This window comes from Lelliottia sp. 7254-16, from assembly GCF_002922995.1.
In the GTDB taxonomy this organism is placed as follows: Bacteria; Pseudomonadota; Gammaproteobacteria; order Enterobacterales; family Enterobacteriaceae; genus Enterobacter; species Enterobacter jeotgali.
In genome coordinates this window covers 496,154-513,390 of the sequence record NZ_PQVS01000001.1, presented here as the reverse complement: position 1 = coordinate 513,390, position 17,237 = coordinate 496,154, and the positions used below count along the sequence as shown (strand labels likewise).

General features: G+C 52.2%; 12 protein-coding genes, 2 tRNA genes and 2 other RNA genes. 8 read left to right on the top strand and 8 right to left on the bottom strand.

Annotated features, from left to right (window positions below; translation table 11 throughout):
- Positions 1 to 275: 275 nt before the first annotated feature.
- From C3708_RS02465 to narI, 4 genes are read left to right on the top strand one after another with little or no spacing between them, the layout of a single operon-like run.
- A complete protein-coding gene (locus C3708_RS02465; protein ID WP_103949340.1) occupies positions 276 to 4,019 on the top strand; it encodes a nitrate reductase subunit alpha in 3,744 nt (1,247 codons plus the stop codon).
- Positions 4,016 to 5,551 (top strand): nitrate reductase subunit beta, encoded by a 1,536-nt coding sequence (narH, locus tag C3708_RS02460; protein WP_095282261.1) that lies wholly within the window; start codon positions 4,016 to 4,018, stop codon positions 5,549 to 5,551. Before C3708_RS02465 ends, narH begins: the two co-directional genes overlap by 4 nt.
- Positions 5,548 to 6,258 carry a nitrate reductase molybdenum cofactor assembly chaperone gene (narJ, locus tag C3708_RS02455; RefSeq protein ID WP_103949339.1) on the top strand — a complete coding sequence of 237 codons (711 nt, stop codon included), beginning with the start codon at positions 5,548 to 5,550 and terminating at the stop codon, positions 6,256 to 6,258. Before narH ends, narJ begins: the two co-directional genes overlap by 4 nt.
- Positions 6,258 to 6,935, top strand: a complete 678-nt coding sequence (narI, locus tag C3708_RS02450; protein WP_095282259.1) for a respiratory nitrate reductase subunit gamma — start codon at positions 6,258 to 6,260, stop codon at positions 6,933 to 6,935. The genes narJ and narI overlap by 1 nt, the downstream gene beginning before the upstream one ends.
- A 196-nt stretch (positions 6,936 to 7,131) precedes the next feature.
- Here the strand turns inward: narI and C3708_RS02445 are convergent.
- From C3708_RS02445 to C3708_RS02420, 6 genes are all read right to left on the bottom strand, one after another.
- Positions 7,132 to 7,262: non-coding RNA, RtT sRNA (locus tag C3708_RS02445), on the bottom strand.
- A gap of 40 nt (positions 7,263 to 7,302) precedes the next feature.
- Positions 7,303 to 7,433, bottom strand: a non-coding RNA gene (locus tag C3708_RS02440) — RtT sRNA.
- 40 nt (positions 7,434 to 7,473) lie between these two features.
- Positions 7,474 to 7,558 (bottom strand) — tRNA-Tyr (locus C3708_RS02435).
- A gap of 26 nt (positions 7,559 to 7,584) precedes the next feature.
- Positions 7,585 to 7,669: transfer RNA gene (locus tag C3708_RS02430), tRNA-Tyr, on the bottom strand.
- A gap of 156 nt (positions 7,670 to 7,825) precedes the next feature.
- Complete coding sequence (gene purU / locus C3708_RS02425) at positions 7,826 to 8,668, bottom strand: formyltetrahydrofolate deformylase (protein ID WP_103949338.1); 843 nt, start codon at positions 8,666 to 8,668, stop codon at positions 7,826 to 7,828.
- 47 nt (positions 8,669 to 8,715) lie between these two features.
- A complete protein-coding gene (locus tag C3708_RS02420; RefSeq protein ID WP_103949337.1) occupies positions 8,716 to 9,174 on the bottom strand; it encodes a YchJ family protein in 459 nt (152 codons plus the stop codon).
- Between the two features lie 115 nt (positions 9,175 to 9,289).
- On the opposite strand from C3708_RS02420, the gene rssA reads away from it, so the two are divergent.
- From rssA to galU, 3 genes are all read left to right on the top strand, one after another.
- Positions 9,290 to 10,192, top strand: a complete 903-nt coding sequence (gene rssA, locus C3708_RS02415; protein ID WP_095282256.1) for a patatin-like phospholipase RssA — start codon at positions 9,290 to 9,292, stop codon at positions 10,190 to 10,192.
- A gap of 90 nt (positions 10,193 to 10,282) precedes the next feature.
- Entirely contained in the window at positions 10,283 to 11,296 is a 1,014-nt protein-coding gene (gene rssB / locus C3708_RS02410; protein ID WP_095282255.1) for a two-component system response regulator RssB, read from the top strand.
- Positions 11,297 to 11,494: 198 nt separating this feature from the next.
- Positions 11,495 to 12,403 carry a UTP--glucose-1-phosphate uridylyltransferase GalU gene (gene galU, locus C3708_RS02405; RefSeq protein WP_103946011.1) on the top strand — a complete coding sequence of 303 codons (909 nt, stop codon included), beginning with the start codon at positions 11,495 to 11,497 and terminating at the stop codon, positions 12,401 to 12,403.
- 199 nt (positions 12,404 to 12,602) lie between these two features.
- On the opposite strand, the gene hns is transcribed toward galU, so the two are convergent.
- Positions 12,603 to 13,016, bottom strand: coding sequence for a histone-like nucleoid-structuring protein H-NS (gene hns, locus C3708_RS02400; RefSeq protein ID WP_095282253.1), 414 nt, complete (start codon positions 13,014 to 13,016; stop codon positions 12,603 to 12,605).
- Between the two features lie 548 nt (positions 13,017 to 13,564).
- Here hns and tdk point away from each other — a divergent pair.
- Complete coding sequence (gene tdk / locus C3708_RS02395; RefSeq protein ID WP_095282252.1) at positions 13,565 to 14,179, top strand: thymidine kinase; 615 nt, start codon at positions 13,565 to 13,567, stop codon at positions 14,177 to 14,179.
- Between the two features lie 84 nt (positions 14,180 to 14,263).
- Here the strand turns inward: tdk and adhE are convergent, their stop codons facing one another.
- Complete coding sequence (gene adhE, locus C3708_RS02390; protein WP_095282251.1) at positions 14,264 to 16,942, bottom strand: bifunctional acetaldehyde-CoA/alcohol dehydrogenase; 2,679 nt, start codon at positions 16,940 to 16,942, stop codon at positions 14,264 to 14,266.
- Positions 16,943 to 17,237: the final 295 nt, after the last annotated feature.

Here is a 17,237-nt window from a genome sequence, read left to right as displayed (position 1 = left end):
ATCGCCATCGCTTTGCAGGGACATCTACCCCTTAATACCTAAGATGTTAAATAAAGCCATGCTCTTTGTACGATAAATAAAAAATACATATAAAAAACATATAGTTAAAAAATGGATTTTTATACCGCTTTGGTGGTATTTGCTCTAATACCTCGCGCAAAAGAGCCCGCTCGCCTTGATCGTTATCAATTCCCGCCATCTTTCATAGCGTTACCTTCGCTGCAAATCAGCAATGTCGATTTAGAGAGCCACAGGCTCCACACAGGAGATACCCGATGAGCAAATTTTTGGACCGGTTTCGCTACTTCAAGCAGAAGGGCGAAACTTTTGCCGATGGGCACGGCCAGGTTCTGGAAACCAACCGGGACTGGGAAGACGGATACCGTCAGCGTTGGCAGCACGATAAAGTCGTCCGTTCTACACACGGTGTAAACTGCACCGGTTCCTGCAGCTGGAAGATCTTCGTCAAGAATGGTCTGGTCACCTGGGAAATGCAGCAGACTGACTACCCGCGTACCCGCCCGGATATGCCAAACCACGAACCGCGCGGCTGCCCGCGTGGCGCGAGCTACTCCTGGTATCTGTACAGCGCCAACCGCCTGAAATACCCGCTGATGCGCAAACGCCTGATGAAAATGTGGCGCGAAGCGAAAGTGCAGCACAGCGATCCGGTTGATGCCTGGGCCTCCATTATTGAAGACGCGGATAAAGCGAAAAGCTTCAAGCAGGCGCGTGGACGCGGCGGATTTGTCCGTTCATCCTGGCAGGAAGTGAATGAGCTGATTGCGGCGTCTAACGTCTACACCGTTAAAACCTACGGCCCGGACCGCGTGGCAGGCTTCTCGCCGATCCCGGCGATGTCGATGGTCTCCTACGCGTCCGGCGCGCGCTACCTGTCCCTCATCGGCGGCACCTGTCTGAGCTTCTACGACTGGTACTGTGACTTACCGCCAGCGTCTCCGCAGACCTGGGGCGAGCAGACCGACGTTCCTGAATCCGCTGACTGGTACAACTCCAGCTATATCATCGCCTGGGGCTCAAACGTTCCACAGACCCGTACCCCGGATGCCCACTTCTTCACTGAAGTGCGTTACAAAGGCACCAAAACCGTTGCCGTTACGCCGGACTACGCCGAAATCGCCAAGCTGTGCGATCTGTGGCTGGCGCCGAAGCAGGGTACCGATGCCGCGATGGCGCTGGCGATGGGCCACGTCATGCTACGCGAATTCCACCTGGATAAACCAAGCCAGTACTTCACCGACTACGTGCGTCGTTATACCGACATGCCAATGCTGGTGATGCTCGAAGAACGCGACGGCTACTATGCTGCCGGTCGTATGCTGCGTGCGGCGGATCTGGTGGATGCGCTGGGCCAGGAAAACAACCCGGAATGGAAAACGGTCGCCTGCACCAACGATGGTGATATGGTCGCGCCGAACGGCTCTATCGGTTTCCGTTGGGGCGAGAAAGGCAAGTGGAATCTCGAACAGCGCGATGGCACCACCGGCGAAGAGGCCGAGCTGCGTCTTAGCATGTTGGGCAGCCAGGATGAGATCGCGGAAGTCGGTTTCCCGTACTTCGGCGGCGAAGGTTCTGAACACTTCAAGAAAGTGGAGCTGGAAAATATCCTGCTGCACAAACTGCCGGTAAAACGTCTGCAACTGGCCGACGGCTCGACCGCGCTGGTCACCACCGTTTACGATTTGACGATGGCCAACTACGGTCTGGAACGTGGTCTGAACGACGAAAACTGCGCGACCAGCTACGACGACATCAAAGCGTACACCCCGGCGTGGGCAGAGCAGGTGACCGGTGTGCCACGCGCGCAAATCACCCGTATCGCCCGCGAGTTTGCAGAGAACGCAGACAAAACCCACGGTCGTTCGATGATCATCGTCGGTGCGGGCCTGAACCACTGGTATCACCTCGATATGAACTATCGCGGTCTTATCAACATGCTGGTGTTCTGCGGTTGTATCGGCCAGAGCGGCGGCGGTTGGGCGCACTATGTAGGCCAGGAAAAACTGCGTCCGCAGACCGGCTGGCAGCCGCTGGCGTTTGGTCTCGACTGGCAGCGTCCGGCGCGTCATATGAACAGCACCTCCTATTTCTACAACCACTCCAGCCAGTGGCGTTACGAAACCGTCACCGCGCAGGAACTGCTGTCGCCAATGGCGGATAAATCCCGCTACACCGGGCATCTGATCGACTTCAACGTGCGTGCTGAACGCATGGGCTGGCTGCCGTCTGCGCCACAGCTGGGGACCAACCCGCTGCGCATCGCGGAAGAAGCGAAAAAAGCAGGTATGTCGCCGGTGGATTACACCGTGAAATCCCTGAAGGATGGCTCGATTCGTTTTGCGGCGGAACAGCCTGAAAACGGCAAAAACCACCCGCGTAACCTGTTCATCTGGCGTTCGAACCTGCTGGGCTCGTCCGGTAAAGGCCACGAATACATGCTCAAATACCTGTTGGGTACAGACCACGGTATTCAGGGCAAAGACCTGGGCAAACAGGGCGGCGTGAAGCCAGAAGAAGTCGAGTGGAAAGACAACGGTCTCGACGGGAAACTGGATCTGGTGGTGACGCTCGACTTCCGTCTGTCCAGTACCTGTCTGTACTCTGACATCGTGCTGCCGACGGCGACCTGGTACGAAAAAGACGACATGAATACCTCGGATATGCATCCGTTTATTCATCCGCTGTCTGCCGCCGTTGACCCAGCGTGGGATTCGAAAAGCGACTGGGATATCTACAAAGGCATCGCGAAGAAATTCTCCGAAGTCTGCGTGGGCCATCTTGGCGTAGAAACCGACGTCGTGACCCTGCCAATCCAGCACGACTCCGCCGCCGAACTGGCGCAGCCGCTGGACGTGAAGGACTGGAAAAAAGGCGAATGCGATCTGATTCCAGGCGTCACTGCACCGCATATCATTCCGGTGGAACGCGATTACCCAGCCACCTACGAGCGCTTTACCTCTATCGGCCCCTTGATGGAGAAAATCGGTAACGGCGGGAAAGGTATCGCCTGGAACACCCAGAGCGAAATGGATCTGCTGCGTAAGCTCAATTACACCAAGGCTGACGGCCCGGCCAAAGGCCAGCCGATGCTGAACACGGCGATTGACGCGGCTGAGATGATCCTGACTCTCGCCCCTGAAACTAACGGCCAGGTGGCAGTGAAAGCCTGGGCGGCGCTCAGCCAGTTTACCGGTCGCGACCACACGCATCTGGCGCTGAACAAAGAAGACGAGAAAATTCGCTTCCGCGATATTCAGGCCCAGCCGCGCAAAATTATCTCCAGCCCGACCTGGTCTGGTCTGGAAGATGAACATGTGTCTTACAACGCGGGCTATACCAACGTTCACGAGCTGATCCCGTGGCGCACCCTGACCGGTCGTCAGTCTCTGTATCAGGATCACCAGTGGATGCGTGATTTCGGTGAAAGCCTGCTGGTCTACCGTCCGCCAATTGACACCCGTTCGGTGAAAGAGGTGATGGGCGAGAAATCCAATGGTAACCCGGAAAAAGCGCTTAACTTCCTGACGCCACACCAGAAGTGGGGGATCCACTCCACCTACAGCGACAACCTGCTGATGCTGACCTTAGGTCGCGGCGGGCCAATCGTCTGGATGAGCGAAGTGGATGCCAAAGATCTGGGGATCGTGGATAACGACTGGATCGAAGTATTCAACAGCAACGGTGCACTGACTGCCCGTGCGGTTGTCAGCCAGCGCGTGCCTGCCGGAATGACCATGATGTACCACGCTCAGGAACGTATCGTGAACCTGCCGGGTTCCGAGATTACTCAGCAGCGCGGCGGTATCCATAACTCGGTCACGCGTATCACGCCGAAACCGACTCACATGATCGGTGGCTATGCGCAACTGGCGTACAGCTTTAACTACTACGGTACGGTCGGCTCTAACCGCGATGAGTTCGTGGTGGTGCGTAAGATGAAGAATATTGACTGGTTAGATGGCGAAGGTAATGACCAGGTACAGGAGAGCGTAAAATGAAAATTCGTTCACAAGTCGGCATGGTGCTGAATCTGGATAAATGCATCGGCTGTCATACCTGCTCGGTCACCTGTAAAAATGTCTGGACCAGCCGTGAAGGTACGGAATACGCGTGGTTCAACAACGTTGAAACCAAGCCGGGCACTGGCTTCCCGACCGACTGGGAAAATCAGGAAAAATGGAAGGGCGGCTGGATCCGTAAGATCAACGGCAAACTGGTGCCGCGCATGGGTAACAAAGCGCTGCTGCTGGGTAAAATCTTCGCTAACCCGCATCTGCCGGGCATCGACGATTACTACGAGCCGTTTGATTTTGACTACCAGAACCTGCACAACGCACCGGAAGGGAAGCATCAGCCGATTGCGCGTCCGCGCTCGCTGATCACCGGCCAGCGGATGGACAAAATCAGCAAAGGGCCGAACTGGGAAGACGATCTCGGCGGTGAGTTCGAAAAACTGTCGAAAGATCAGAACTTCGAAAACATGCAGAAGGCGATGTACGGCCAGTTCGAAAACACCTTCATGATGTACCTGCCGCGTCTGTGCGAACACTGCCTGAACCCGGCGTGTGTCGCGACCTGTCCGAGCGGAGCCATCTACAAGCGTGAAGAAGACGGCATCGTGCTTATCGATCAGGATAAGTGCCGTGGCTGGCGTATGTGCATCACTGGTTGTCCGTACAAAAAGATCTACTTCAACTGGAAGAGCGGCAAGTCCGAGAAATGCATCTTCTGTTATCCGCGTATCGAAGCGGGTATGCCGACCGTCTGTTCCGAAAGCTGCGTAGGCCGTATTCGTTACCTCGGCGTGCTGCTGTATGACGCGGATGCGATTGAAACCGCAGCGAGCACCGAGAACGAGAAAGATCTCTATCAGCGTCAGCTGGACGTGTTCCTCGATCCGAACGATCCGAAAGTGATTGAGCAGGCGCTGAAAGACGGTATTCCACAGAGCGTGATCGACTCAGCGCAGCAATCTCCGGTCTACAAAATGGCGATGGACTGGAAGCTTGCTCTGCCGCTGCACCCGGAATATCGCACGCTGCCGATGGTCTGGTATGTGCCACCGCTGTCACCAATTCAGTCCGCCGCCGATGCGGGTGAACTGGGCAGCAACGGGATTCTGCCGGACGTAGAAAGCCTGCGTATCCCGGTTCAGTACCTGGCGAACCTGCTGACTGCAGGTGACACTCAGCCGGTGCTGCTGGCCCTGAAACGTATGCTGGCGATGCGCCACTTTAAACGCGCGGAAACCGTTGATGGCGTTATCGACACCAGCGCGCTGGAAGAGGTGGGCTTGAGCGAAGCACAGGCGCAGGAAATGTACCGTTACCTGGCGATTGCGAACTACGAAGATCGTTTCGTGGTACCAAGCAGCCACCGTGAGCAGGCTCGCGATGCCTTCCCGGAGAAAAGCGGTTGTGGCTTCACCTTCGGCGACGGTTGCCACGGTTCAGACACCAAATTCAACCTGTTCAACAGCCGTCGTATTGATGCGATGGATGTGACCAGCAAAACGGAGCCGCACCAATGATTGAACTCGTCATTGTTTCGCGTCTGCTGGAGTACCCTGACGCTGCCCTGTGGCAGCATCAGCAGGAACTCTTCGATGCACTCGCGTCATCTGAAAATCTGGATAAAGAAGATGCGCAGGCGTTAGGCATTTTCCTGCGTGATTTACTCACTCAGGATCAACTGGATGTACAGTCGGCTTATAGCCAGCTGTTTGACCGGGGCCGTGCAACCTCTTTACTGCTGTTCGAACACGTTCACGGCGAGTCCCGCGATCGCGGTCAGGCGATGGTTGACCTGATGGCACAGTACGAAGCGCACGGCTTGCAATTAGATAGCCGCGAGCTGCCGGATCATCTGCCGCTGTACCTGGAATATCTGGCACAGCTGCCGCGTGAAGAGGCGCTGGGCGGTTTGCAGGATATCGCGCCGATTCTCGCATTGCTGAGCGCGCGTCTGAAACAGCGTGAAAGCTGCTATGCGGTGCTGTTCGAACTGCTGGTGAAACTGGCGAATGCGGCGGTAGATAGCGACAAAGTGGCCGAGAAAATCGCCGACGAAGCGCGCGATGATACCCCGCAGGCGCTGGATGCGGTCTGGGAAGAAGAGCAGGTGAAATTCTTTGCTGACCAGAATTGTGGTGAGTCAGAAATCTCTGCTCACCAGCGTCGTTTTGCCGGTGCTGTCGCCCCGCAATATTTGAATATCTCTAACGGAGGACAGCAATAATGCACTTCCTGAATATGTTCTTCTTCGATATTTATCCGTACATTGCGGGTACTGTGTTCCTGGTAGGCAGCTGGCTGCGTTACGACTACGGCCAGTACACCTGGCGTGCGGGCTCCAGCCAGATGCTGGATCGCAAAGGAATGAACCTGGCCTCTAACCTGTTCCACATCGGGATCCTCGGTGTGATCGCCGGTCATGCCTTCGGGATGCTGACGCCGCACTGGATGTATGAAGCCTGGCTGCCGCTGGACGTGAAACAGAAGATGGCAATGTTTGGCGGCGGTGCTGCGGGCCTGATGTGCCTGGTGGGCGGTCTGCTGTTGCTTAAACGCCGTCTCTTCAGCCCGCGCATTCGTGCAACGACAACGGCGGCGGATATTCTGGTGATGTCGGTGCTGGTTATCCAGTGCGCGCTGGGTCTGGCGACAATTCCTTTCTCTGCTCAACATATGGACGGCAGCGAGATGATGAAACTGGTCGGTTGGGCACAGTCAGTGGTGACGTTCCACGGCGGGGCTTCGGAGCATCTTGATGGGGTGGCGTTTATTTTCCGCATGCATCTGGTGTTGGGCATGACGTTGTTCGTCCTGTTCCCGTTCTCGCGCCTGGTGCATATCTGGAGCGTGCCGGTCGAGTACCTGACACGCAGATATCAAATCGTCCGCGCGCGTCGCTGAGTCATTCGGCTATAAATGAACAAACCCTGCTTCGGCAGGGTTTTTTTCGCCTTTTTGCCGGGTGGCGGCGTTGCCTTACCCGGCCTACGGATTTGCAGTTCGGTTTTGTAGCCCCGGTAAGCGCAGCGACACCGGGGAAAAGAGGTGTGCGAAAGCCGGATTATTAACTATGAGTTTTGGGATTTGAACTGAAAAATGGTGGCGGGGGAAGGATTACTCAGCGCATTGCGCTTCGCCCTTCGGGTCGTTGCCTACGGCAACGCTTTCTCGCTTCGCTCGAATCGAACCTTGGTCGAAGCTTCTCATCCTTCCCCATAGAGAATATGAAATAGCGTGCGAACAGGAATATTGGATTTAATCTAAGAAATGGTGGCGGGGGAAGGATTACTCAGCGCGTTGCGCTTCGCCCTTCGGGTCGTTGCCTGCGGCAACGCTTTCTCGCTTTGCTTGAATCGAACCTTGGTCGAAGCTTCTCATCCTTCCCCAATGGGAATATGGAATAGCGTGCAAACAGGGATATTGGATTTGGTCTAAGAAATGGTGGCGGGGGAAGGATTCGAACCTTCGAAGTCGATGACGGCAGATTTACAGTCTGCTCCCTTTGGCCGCTCGGGAACCCCGCCAGGGGTATGATGCTTGAGCGTTGAGATGGTGGTGGGGGAAGGATTCGAACCTTCGAAGTCGATGACGGCAGATTTACAGTCTGCTCCCTTTGGCCGCTCGGGAACCCCACCACGGGGTAATGCTTTTACTGGCCTGCTTCCTGCTGGAAGCGGGGCGCATCATATCAAATGACGCGCCCCTGTAAAGCATTCCTTTGATGAAAACGAACTGTTTGACTGCTTTTTACGCGTAAAGACGCAAAGCTAATCAATTCATTTCACAAAGGATTAAAGAATAATCGTTCTGTTGCCGTAGACGAACACGCGCTGGGCCAGCACCTGATACAGCGCGCGGCTCAATACATTCTTCTCGACGTCACGACCGGCACGCATCATATCTTCTGCGGTATAGGTATGATCGACGTGGATTACGTCCTGCATGATGATCGGGCCTTCATCCAGGTTATCGTTCACGTAGTGGGCGGTGGCGCCGACAATCTTCACGCCGCGCTCGTACGCCTGATGATAAGGACGTGCACCAATGAAGGCCGGCAGGAATGAGTGGTGAATGTTGATGATCTTATTCGGGAAGCGGGAAACAAACGATGGCGTCAGCACGCGCATGTACTTCGCCAGCACCACATAGTCAGGATCGTGCGCTTCAATGGCTTGCGCCATCAGATCGTCATGCTCTTCGCGGGTGTGGCCTTCGTGGCTTACCAGTTCGAAGGGAATATCAAAACGCTCAACCAGCGTGCGCAGCGTATCGTGATTACCGATAACGGCGGCAATTTCAACGTCCAGCCCGCCATAGTTGGCTTTCATCAGCAGATCGCCCAGACAATGAGCTTCTTTGGTGACCAGAATCACGACTTTACGACGCCCGGCGGGAGTCAGTTCGCGAATGGAGCCTTCCGGTAACGCGCCGTCAAGATCCGCGAGCAGGGTGGTATCGTTGAAAATCCCCTCCAGTTCAGTACGCATAAAGAAACGACCGGTGCGGTGATCCACGAACTCGTTATTTTGCACGATGTTCAGTTCATGCTTATAGCAAATGTTGGTGATACGGGCGATCAGACCCTTCTGGTCAGGGCAAATGGTACGCAGTATTTTGCGTTGTAATGATTGCATCGCGAGGAAATCCTGTTGAGTGTTTGCTTGTTATTGGTGGTCAGGCGTTATTGCCCGCAACACTTTTTAAATTTTTTACCTGAACCGCAGGGGCAGGGGTCATTACGACCAAACTGCGGACGAGTACCATCAATATAGTACCACTGTCCGCCTTCGAGTAAGAACCGCGAGCGCTCAATGATGGCGCCGGGTTTATTGTGCTCGATAAATCGGGCGACGAAGCTGACAAAACCTTCGTTTGGCGTGCTGCCAGCGACAACCTCGTATTGCGTCAGGCCGAGCCATTGTGTATTGGCAAATCCGGCTTCAATTTCTTGACGAAAGTCAGCGGCGTGGCACGAGGGATGCCAGGTCTTAATCAGGTAGTCTGCGTCTTTGATCACAAAAGCAGAATACCGGGAGCGCATAAGGTGTGATGGATCGGGTGCAACCTGGTTGCCAGAAAGATATCGCTGGCAACATAGGCTATACTCGACTGCGCTACCACAGGGGCAGAGTTGGGACACAATTCTCTTCCTGGAATAAAAAAGTCACGGCGTTTAAACGCCCAGGTGGCACTATGTTAACTGAGCGATAGCGATGATGCTACGTTGGGAATCCAGGGGAAGTAAAACAGGACTGATGAGAAAGGTAAAAATTGGTCTGGCGCTGGGCTCAGGTGCTGCCCGGGGTTGGTCACATATTGGCGTGATTAACGCGTTAAAACGACTCGGTGTCGAAGTTGATATTGTTGCAGGCTGCTCTATCGGCTCGTTGGTCGGTGCTGCGTATGCGTGCGATAAAATGCCGGAGCTTGAAAAATGGGTACGCTCTTTCAGTTACTGGGACGTACTTCGTTTGATGGACCTCTCATGGCAACGCGGCGGACTGCTGCGCGGGGAACGCGTTTTCAACCAGTTCCGCGAAATTATGCCTTCAAATGATTTCAATCTCTGCCAGATGCCTTTTGGCGCAGTGGCAACCAATCTCAGTACCGGCAGGGAAATATGGTTCACCGAAGGTGATATCCATCTTGCCGTGCGAGCCTCCTGCAGTATGCCGGGCCTGATGGCGCCGGTTCCTCACAATGGCTACTGGCTGGTGGATGGCGGTGTGGTCAATCCGGTGCCGATTTCCCTCACCCGTGCGATGGGGGCGGATATTGTCATTGCGGTCGATTTGCAGCACGACGCCCATCTGATGCAGCAAGACTTGATGCCGGTAAATCTTCACAACGATGAAGCTGACAGCGAAAAGCTGGCCTGGCACGAGCGTCTGCGCGAACGTTTAGGTCGCGCGGCGACGCGTAAAACGGTCTCTGCGCCAACGGCGATGGAGATCATGACGACCTCTATTCAGGTGCTGGAGAATCGCCTGAAGCGTAATCGAATGGCAGGTGATCCTCCGGACATCTTGATCCAGCCATTCTGTCCGCAAATATCTACGCTCGACTTTCATCGTGCAGATGCAGCCATCGCTGCCGGAGCACTTGCGGTCGAGAAAAAAATGGACGAACTGCTACCTTTGGTGCGGGCGACAGCCTGAGCACCCTTTTTGATGACTTCAGCAAATTCTGACAGGCGACAGGTCCAATAGCGTGCCACTATTGACTTATCAACTGCCAGGGGAGAGACCATGACGCAGCCATTGGCCGGTAAACAGATTCTGATAGTTGAAGACGAGCCCGTTTTCCGTTCGCTGCTGGATTCGTGGTTAACCTCACTGGGTGCGACAACAGTACTGGCCGTCGATGGTGTCGATGCGCTGGAAAAAATGACCGAAAACACACCGGACCTGATGATTTGCGATATTGCTATGCCACGTATGAACGGCCTCAAGCTGGTAGAGCACCTTCGCAATGAAGGTGACCAGATGCCGATTCTGGTCATTTCCGCGACCGAGAATATGGCCGATATCGCTAAAGCCCTACGCCTGGGGGTTCAGGATGTGTTGTTAAAACCCGTCAAGGATTTAAATCGCCTGCGGGAAACGGTTTTTGCGTGCCTCTACCCAAATATGTTTAATTCTCGCGTCGAAGAAGAAGAGCGCCTTTTTCAGGACTGGGACGCGCTGGTCAGTAATCCTCATGCAGCCGCAAAGCTTTTACAGGAACTTCAGCCACCGGTTCAGCAAAATATATCGCATTGCAGAATTAACTATCGCCAGCTGGTTGCCGCAGATCAGCCCGGTCTGGTGCTTGATATCGCTCCGTTGTCCGACGTTGATTTGGCGTTTTATTGCCTGGATGTGACGAGAGCAGGTGATAACGGTGTATTAGCTGCACTATTATTGCGGGCATTATTCAATGGGTTATTGCAGGAACAACTCTCACATCAGGGACAGCGACTGCCTGAATTGGGTTCATTGCTAAAACAAGTGAACCATCTTTTTCGCCAGGCCAATTTGCCTGGGCAGTTTCCACTGTTAGTGGGTTATTACCATAGTGAATTAAAAAATCTTATCCTGGTCTCAGCGGGTCTAAACGCAACGCTCAATACTGGCGAACATCATATTCAGGTCAGTAACGGCGTTCCTTTAGGGACGATGGGTTCGACATACCTTAACCAAATAAGCCATCGCTGTTTGTCATGGCAGTGCCAAATTTGGGGAGCCGGTGGGCGTTTGCGCTTAATGTTGTCCACGGAATAAGCAATTGAGTTTTATTCGTCAGATAGCTTTACCGCCGTTTTAAAGGCAGTGCTACTATCACTGCCAGTTTGATACGTATTTATCCTAATTGATCGGTAACGCGCCCTTTTCAGACCCGGTTTACAGAGTGAGGCTGATATACTCGACGCGTTATTCAATGCATAAAAGTTCAAAACTTGAACAGTTCAGGAGATTTCAATGGCTGCCCTAAATTCGAAAGTCACAAAGGCTGTTATCCCGGTAGCGGGATTAGGAACCAGGATGCTACCGGCAACAAAGGCAATTCCGAAAGAAATGCTGCCTTTGGTCGATAAGCCATTAATCCAGTATGTCGTCAATGAATGTATTGCTGCAGGCATTACTGAAATTGTGCTGGTGACTCATTCGTCCAAAAACTCTATCGAAAACCATTTCGATACCAGTTTTGAACTTGAAGCCATGCTGGAAAAACGTGTTAAACGTCAGCTGCTGGAAGAAGTTCAGTCTATCTGTCCTCCGCATGTCACAATCATGCAAGTGCGTCAGGGGCTGGCTAAGGGCCTGGGGCACGCTGTGCTGTGTGCGCATCCGGTCGTGGGTGACGAGCCTGTTGCAGTTATCCTGCCGGACGTTATCCTCGATGAGTTCGAATCAGACCTCTCTCAGGACAACCTTGCAGATATGATTCGTCGTTTTGACGAAACCGGCAGCAGCCAGATTATGGTTGAGCCTGTTGAAGATGTGACCGCGTATGGTGTGGTTGACTGTAAAGGCGTTGATCTGAAGCCGGGCGAAAGCGTGCCGATGGTCGGTGTGGTCGAGAAGCCAAAAGCTGACGTAGCGCCGTCTAACCTCGCGGTTGTAGGCCGTTATGTTCTGAGCGCAGAGATTTGGCCACTGCTGGCGAAAACCCCTCCGGGAGCAGGTGATGAAATCCAGCTGACAGATGGCATTGATATGCTGATCGAGAAAGAGACCGTCGAAGCCTACCACATGAAAGGCAAAAGTCATGACTGTGGTAATAAACTCGGTTATATGCAGGCTTTCGTTGAATACGGTATTCGTCACAACACGCTGGGTGAAGAATTTAAAGCATGGCTGAAAGAGACTATGGGTATTAAAAACTAATCTGCCCACGCAGAAGTTCAAAACCGGTGTGAGTTATGCTCCACCGGTTTTTTTATGCCTGAAAAAGTGCCTCTGGATAGTGTCAGAAAGTATACATTCGCAAATGTTGCTATATGGCGGAGTGTAACAGAATGCTCCAGGACAAATTACGGGCATAAAAAATCCCGTATAAAACGGGATTTTTCTGAAGGCGTAGTGATTAATCCTTGATCAGGAAATCATCCAGTTGTTTGCCTTGCTCATCCATAGCTTTCTTGATTACCGCTGGAGTACGGCCCTGGCCAGTCCAGGTTTTAGTTTCGCCGTTCTCGTCTACATAGCTATATTTAGCCGGGCGAGCAGCGCGTTTAGCTTTAGTACCGGTCTTAGCAGCAGACATGCTGTTCAGTAATTCGTTTGGATCGATACCATCAGCAATCAGCATTTCACGATATTGCTGCAGTTTACGAGTGCGTTCTTCGATTTCAGCAGCAGCGGCGCTTTCTTCTTCACGACGTTCGTGTACAACAACTTCTAATTTTTCCAGCATTTCTTCCAGCGTTTCGAGGGTACATTCTCTTGCCTGCGCACGAAGAGTACGGATGTTGTTCAGAATTTTAAGTGCTTCGCTCATTGTAGTAATCTCAAACTTATATTGGAGGGGGTTTGTTGACCTAATAATAGAGTGATAATTTGAGATGTGCAATAGGTGGGAATGTAAGGAATTCAAAAAAGGCTTAATATCCAGCAATATTATTAATGGCGCTAACTTAAATTTCATTACCCGTAAGGGCAGCTTGTTATCATCACTATTGGCATAAACTGCTCATCGGCGCGTTTACTTTTGTGACAAATCTCTAACCGCTTATAGTTACTTCGGATAAATATCAACCTTTTGTATTACCCACTTTAAGTCACTAGACTGGCGTAATAGTTAATAAATACTGAATTTTAATGCTGACTGCTTCTGCTATAAAAATCAGGATTTGCTTAGTGTAAATCTTCAGTTTTCATGGCGAGCCGTTAGTTTACTGTCTGTTTTAACGTGTTATTTTCTTAATCCGTCCGACAAACGACTTTACAATTCACGCTGAGTCTGTGCGTGGTGTCGCTGAGGCCACACCAAAATATGGTACAATGACTCATCGGGAATATTACACATTGATTAGGGTTTAACGACCAATGGCACAACTTTATTTCTACTATTCCGCAATGAATGCAGGGAAGTCTACGGCGCTGCTGCAATCTGCATATAATTACCAGGAAAGGGGCATGCGTTCTATCGTATACACGGCAGAAATTGACGATCGCTTTGGTGCGGGGAAGGTGAGCTCACGTATCGGTCTGTCGTCTCCAGCAACGCTGTTTAATACACAGACGGACCTGTTGGAAGAGATCCGCACTGAGCATGCTCTGAAGCCGGTACATTGCGTGCTGGTGGACGAAAGCCAGTTCCTGACGCGTGAACAAGTTCATGCGCTATCTGAAGTCGTCGATCAGCTGGATATTCCGGTGCTGTGCTACGGATTACGTACCGATTTCCGCGGTGAGCTGTTTATTGGCAGCCAATATTTACTCGCCTGGTCAGACAAACTGGTTGAACTAAAAACCATCTGTTTCTGCGGACGTAAAGCCAGTATGGTTCTGCGCCTTGACCAGGAAGGGAAACCCTACGCCGAAGGTGAGCAGGTGGTGATTGGTGGCAATGAGCGTTATATCTCAGTGTGTCGTAAACATTATAAAGAAGCGCTGGTGATTGGCTCGTTGACGGCAATTCAGGAATCGTATCGTCGCTAGCGTGAGTTTTCTTTTTCAACCTGCTGAATATCTTCAGACATAAAAAAACCCGCTACGAGAGCGGGTTTTTTATTAGGCTAGCAATTAAGCGTTTTTCTTCACTTTCTTGTCAGCTTTAACAACCGGTGCTTCAGATTTCACTGCAACAGAGTTGTCTTCATGGAACTCACGGCCGTAGTAGGTATCCAGCAGAATCTGTTTCAGTTCGGAGATCAGTGGGTAGCGCGGGTTAGCACCAGTACACTGGTCATCGAAGGCATCTTCAGACAGCTTGTCAACGTGTGCCAGGAAGTCAGCTTCCTGAACGCCTGCTTCACGGATTGACTTAGGAATGCCCAGTTCAGCTTTGATGCTGTCCAGCCATGCCAGCAGTTTTTCGATCTTCGCAGCGGTACGGTCACCGGCAGCGCTCAGACCCAGATGATCTGCGATTTCAGCGTAGCGACGACGAGCCATTGGGCGGTCGTACTGGCTGAATGCAGTCTGCTTGGTTGGGTTGTCATTCGCGTTATAACGGATAACGTTGGAGATCAGCAGGGCGTTCGCCAGACCGTGAGGAATGTGGAACTGAGAGCCCAGCTTGTGCGCCATTGAGTGACACACACCGAGGAAGGCGTTAGCAAACGCGATACCTGCGATGGTGGCAGCATTGTGCACACGCTCACGAGCAACCGGGTTTTTAGAGCCTTCGTTGTAAGACGCTGGCAGGTTTTCTTTCAGCAGTTTCAGAGCCTGCAGAGCCTGACCGTCAGAGAACTCAGAAGCCAGCACGGAAACGTAAGCTTCCAGAGCGTGAGTCACTGCATCCAGACCACCGAACGCACACAGTGATTTCGGCATATCCATCACCAGGTTGGCATCAACGATAGCCATATCTGGAGTCAGAGCGTAGTCAGCCAGTGGGTATTTCTGACCAGTCGCGTCGTCGGTAACAACCGCAAACGGAGTCACTTCAGAACCGGTACCGGAAGTGGTGGTGACGGCGATCATTTTCGCTTTCACGCCCATTTTCGGGAACTTGTAGATACGTTTACGGATATCCATAAAGCGCAGCGCCAGTTCTTCGAAGTGAGTTTCTGGATGTTCGTACATCACCCACATAATTTTCGCGGCATCCATTGGGGAACCGCCACCCAGCGCGATGATCACGTCTGGTTTGAAGGAGTTAGCCAGCTCAGCACCTTTGCGAACAACGCTCAGGGTTGGGTCAGCTTCAACTTCGAAGAAGACTTCAGTTTCAACGCCTGCTGCTTTAAGAACAGAGGTGATCTGGTCCGCATAGCCGTTGTTGAACAGGAAACGGTCAGTCACGATGAGCGCACGTTTGTGGCCATCAGTAATCACTTCATCCAGCGCGATTGGCAGAGAGCCACGGCGGAAGTAGATAGATTTCGGAAGTTTGTGCCACAACATGTTTTCAGCTCGCTTAGCAACGGTTTTCTTGTTGATCAGGTGCTTAGGACCAACGTTTTCAGAGATGGAGTTACCACCCCATGAACCACAACCCAGAGTCAGGGAAGGCGCGAGTTTAAAGTTGTACAGGTCACCGATACCACCCTGCGAAGCCGGGGTGTTAATCAGAATACGTGCGGTCTTCATTTTGTCGCCGAAGAATTTAACGCGTTCTGGCTGGTTGTCCTGGTCGGTGTACAGGCAAGAGGTATGACCGATACCGCCCATTTCTACCAGTTTTTCTGCTTTACTGACGGCGTCATCGAAGTCTTTCGCACGGTACATCGCCAGGGTCGGGGACAGTTTTTCGTGTGCGAATGGCTCGCTTTCATCAACCACTTTCACTTCACCAATCAGGATCTTAGTGGTAGCCGGAACAGTGAAGCCTGCCAGTTCAGCAATTTTGTATGCTGGCTGACCAACGATGGCTGCGTTCAATGCGCCATTTTTCAGGATGATGTCCTGAACGGCTTTCAGCTCTTTGCCCTGCAGCATGTAGCCGCCGTGGCTGGCGAAACGTTCGCGAACCGCGTCATACACTGAATCAACCACAACAACGGACTGCTCAGAAGCACAGATTACGCCGTTATCGAAGGTTTTAGACATCAGAACAGAAGCAACAGCACGCTTGATATCAGCGGTTTCGTCGATAACAACAGGGGTGTTACCTGCGCCAACGCCGATAGCTGGTTTACCAGAGCTGTATGCAGCTTTAACCATGCCTGGGCCACCAGTTGCCAGAATCATGTTGATGTCCGGGTGGTGCATCAGGGCGTTAGACAGTTCAACGGACGGTTGGTCAATCCAGCCGATCAGATCTTTTGGTGCACCTGCAGCGATGGCAGCTTGCAGAACAATATCAGCGGCTTTGTTAGTCGCATCTTTAGCGCGTGGGTGTGGGGAGAAGATGATTGCGTTACGGGTCTTCAAGCTAATCAGAGATTTGAAGATAGCGGTTGAAGTTGGGTTCGTTGTTGGAACGATACCGCAAATGATGCCGATAGGTTCTGCAATAGTGATGGTACCGAAGGTGTGGTCTTCGTCCAGCACGCCACAGGTTTTCTCATCTTTATAGGCGTTGTAGATATACTCTGAAGCGAAGTGGTTTTTAATCACCTTATCTTCAACGATACCCATACCGGATTCAGCAACGGCCATTTTAGCGAGAGGGATTCGAGCATCTGCAGCAGCCAGAGCGGCGGCGCGGAAGATTTTATCAACCTGTTCTTGGGTGAAATTGGCATATTCACGCTGGGCTTTTTTAACGCGCTCGACGAGTGCGTTCAGTTCAGCGATATTAGTAACAGCCATAATGCTCTCCTGATAATGTTTAAACTCTTTTAGTAAACCAGCGCTCGATACGACACCATTATAGACGAGGTATCAGTACTTGCTTAACACACAGTAAAACAAAGGTTTAGTGTTGTTTACTGTTGACGCTTAGCACTAACTTACTAAAAGAGCCTGACTTTAGCATCATCCCTTTTTGTTTCTATCTCTCCCTTTCGGTGTTACCCAGATTACTCACTTCTGAGTACGAAAAACATGATCTAAATCAATTTACACCGAAGCTGATACCTTTCAGCACGGGTATTTCGCACAATCA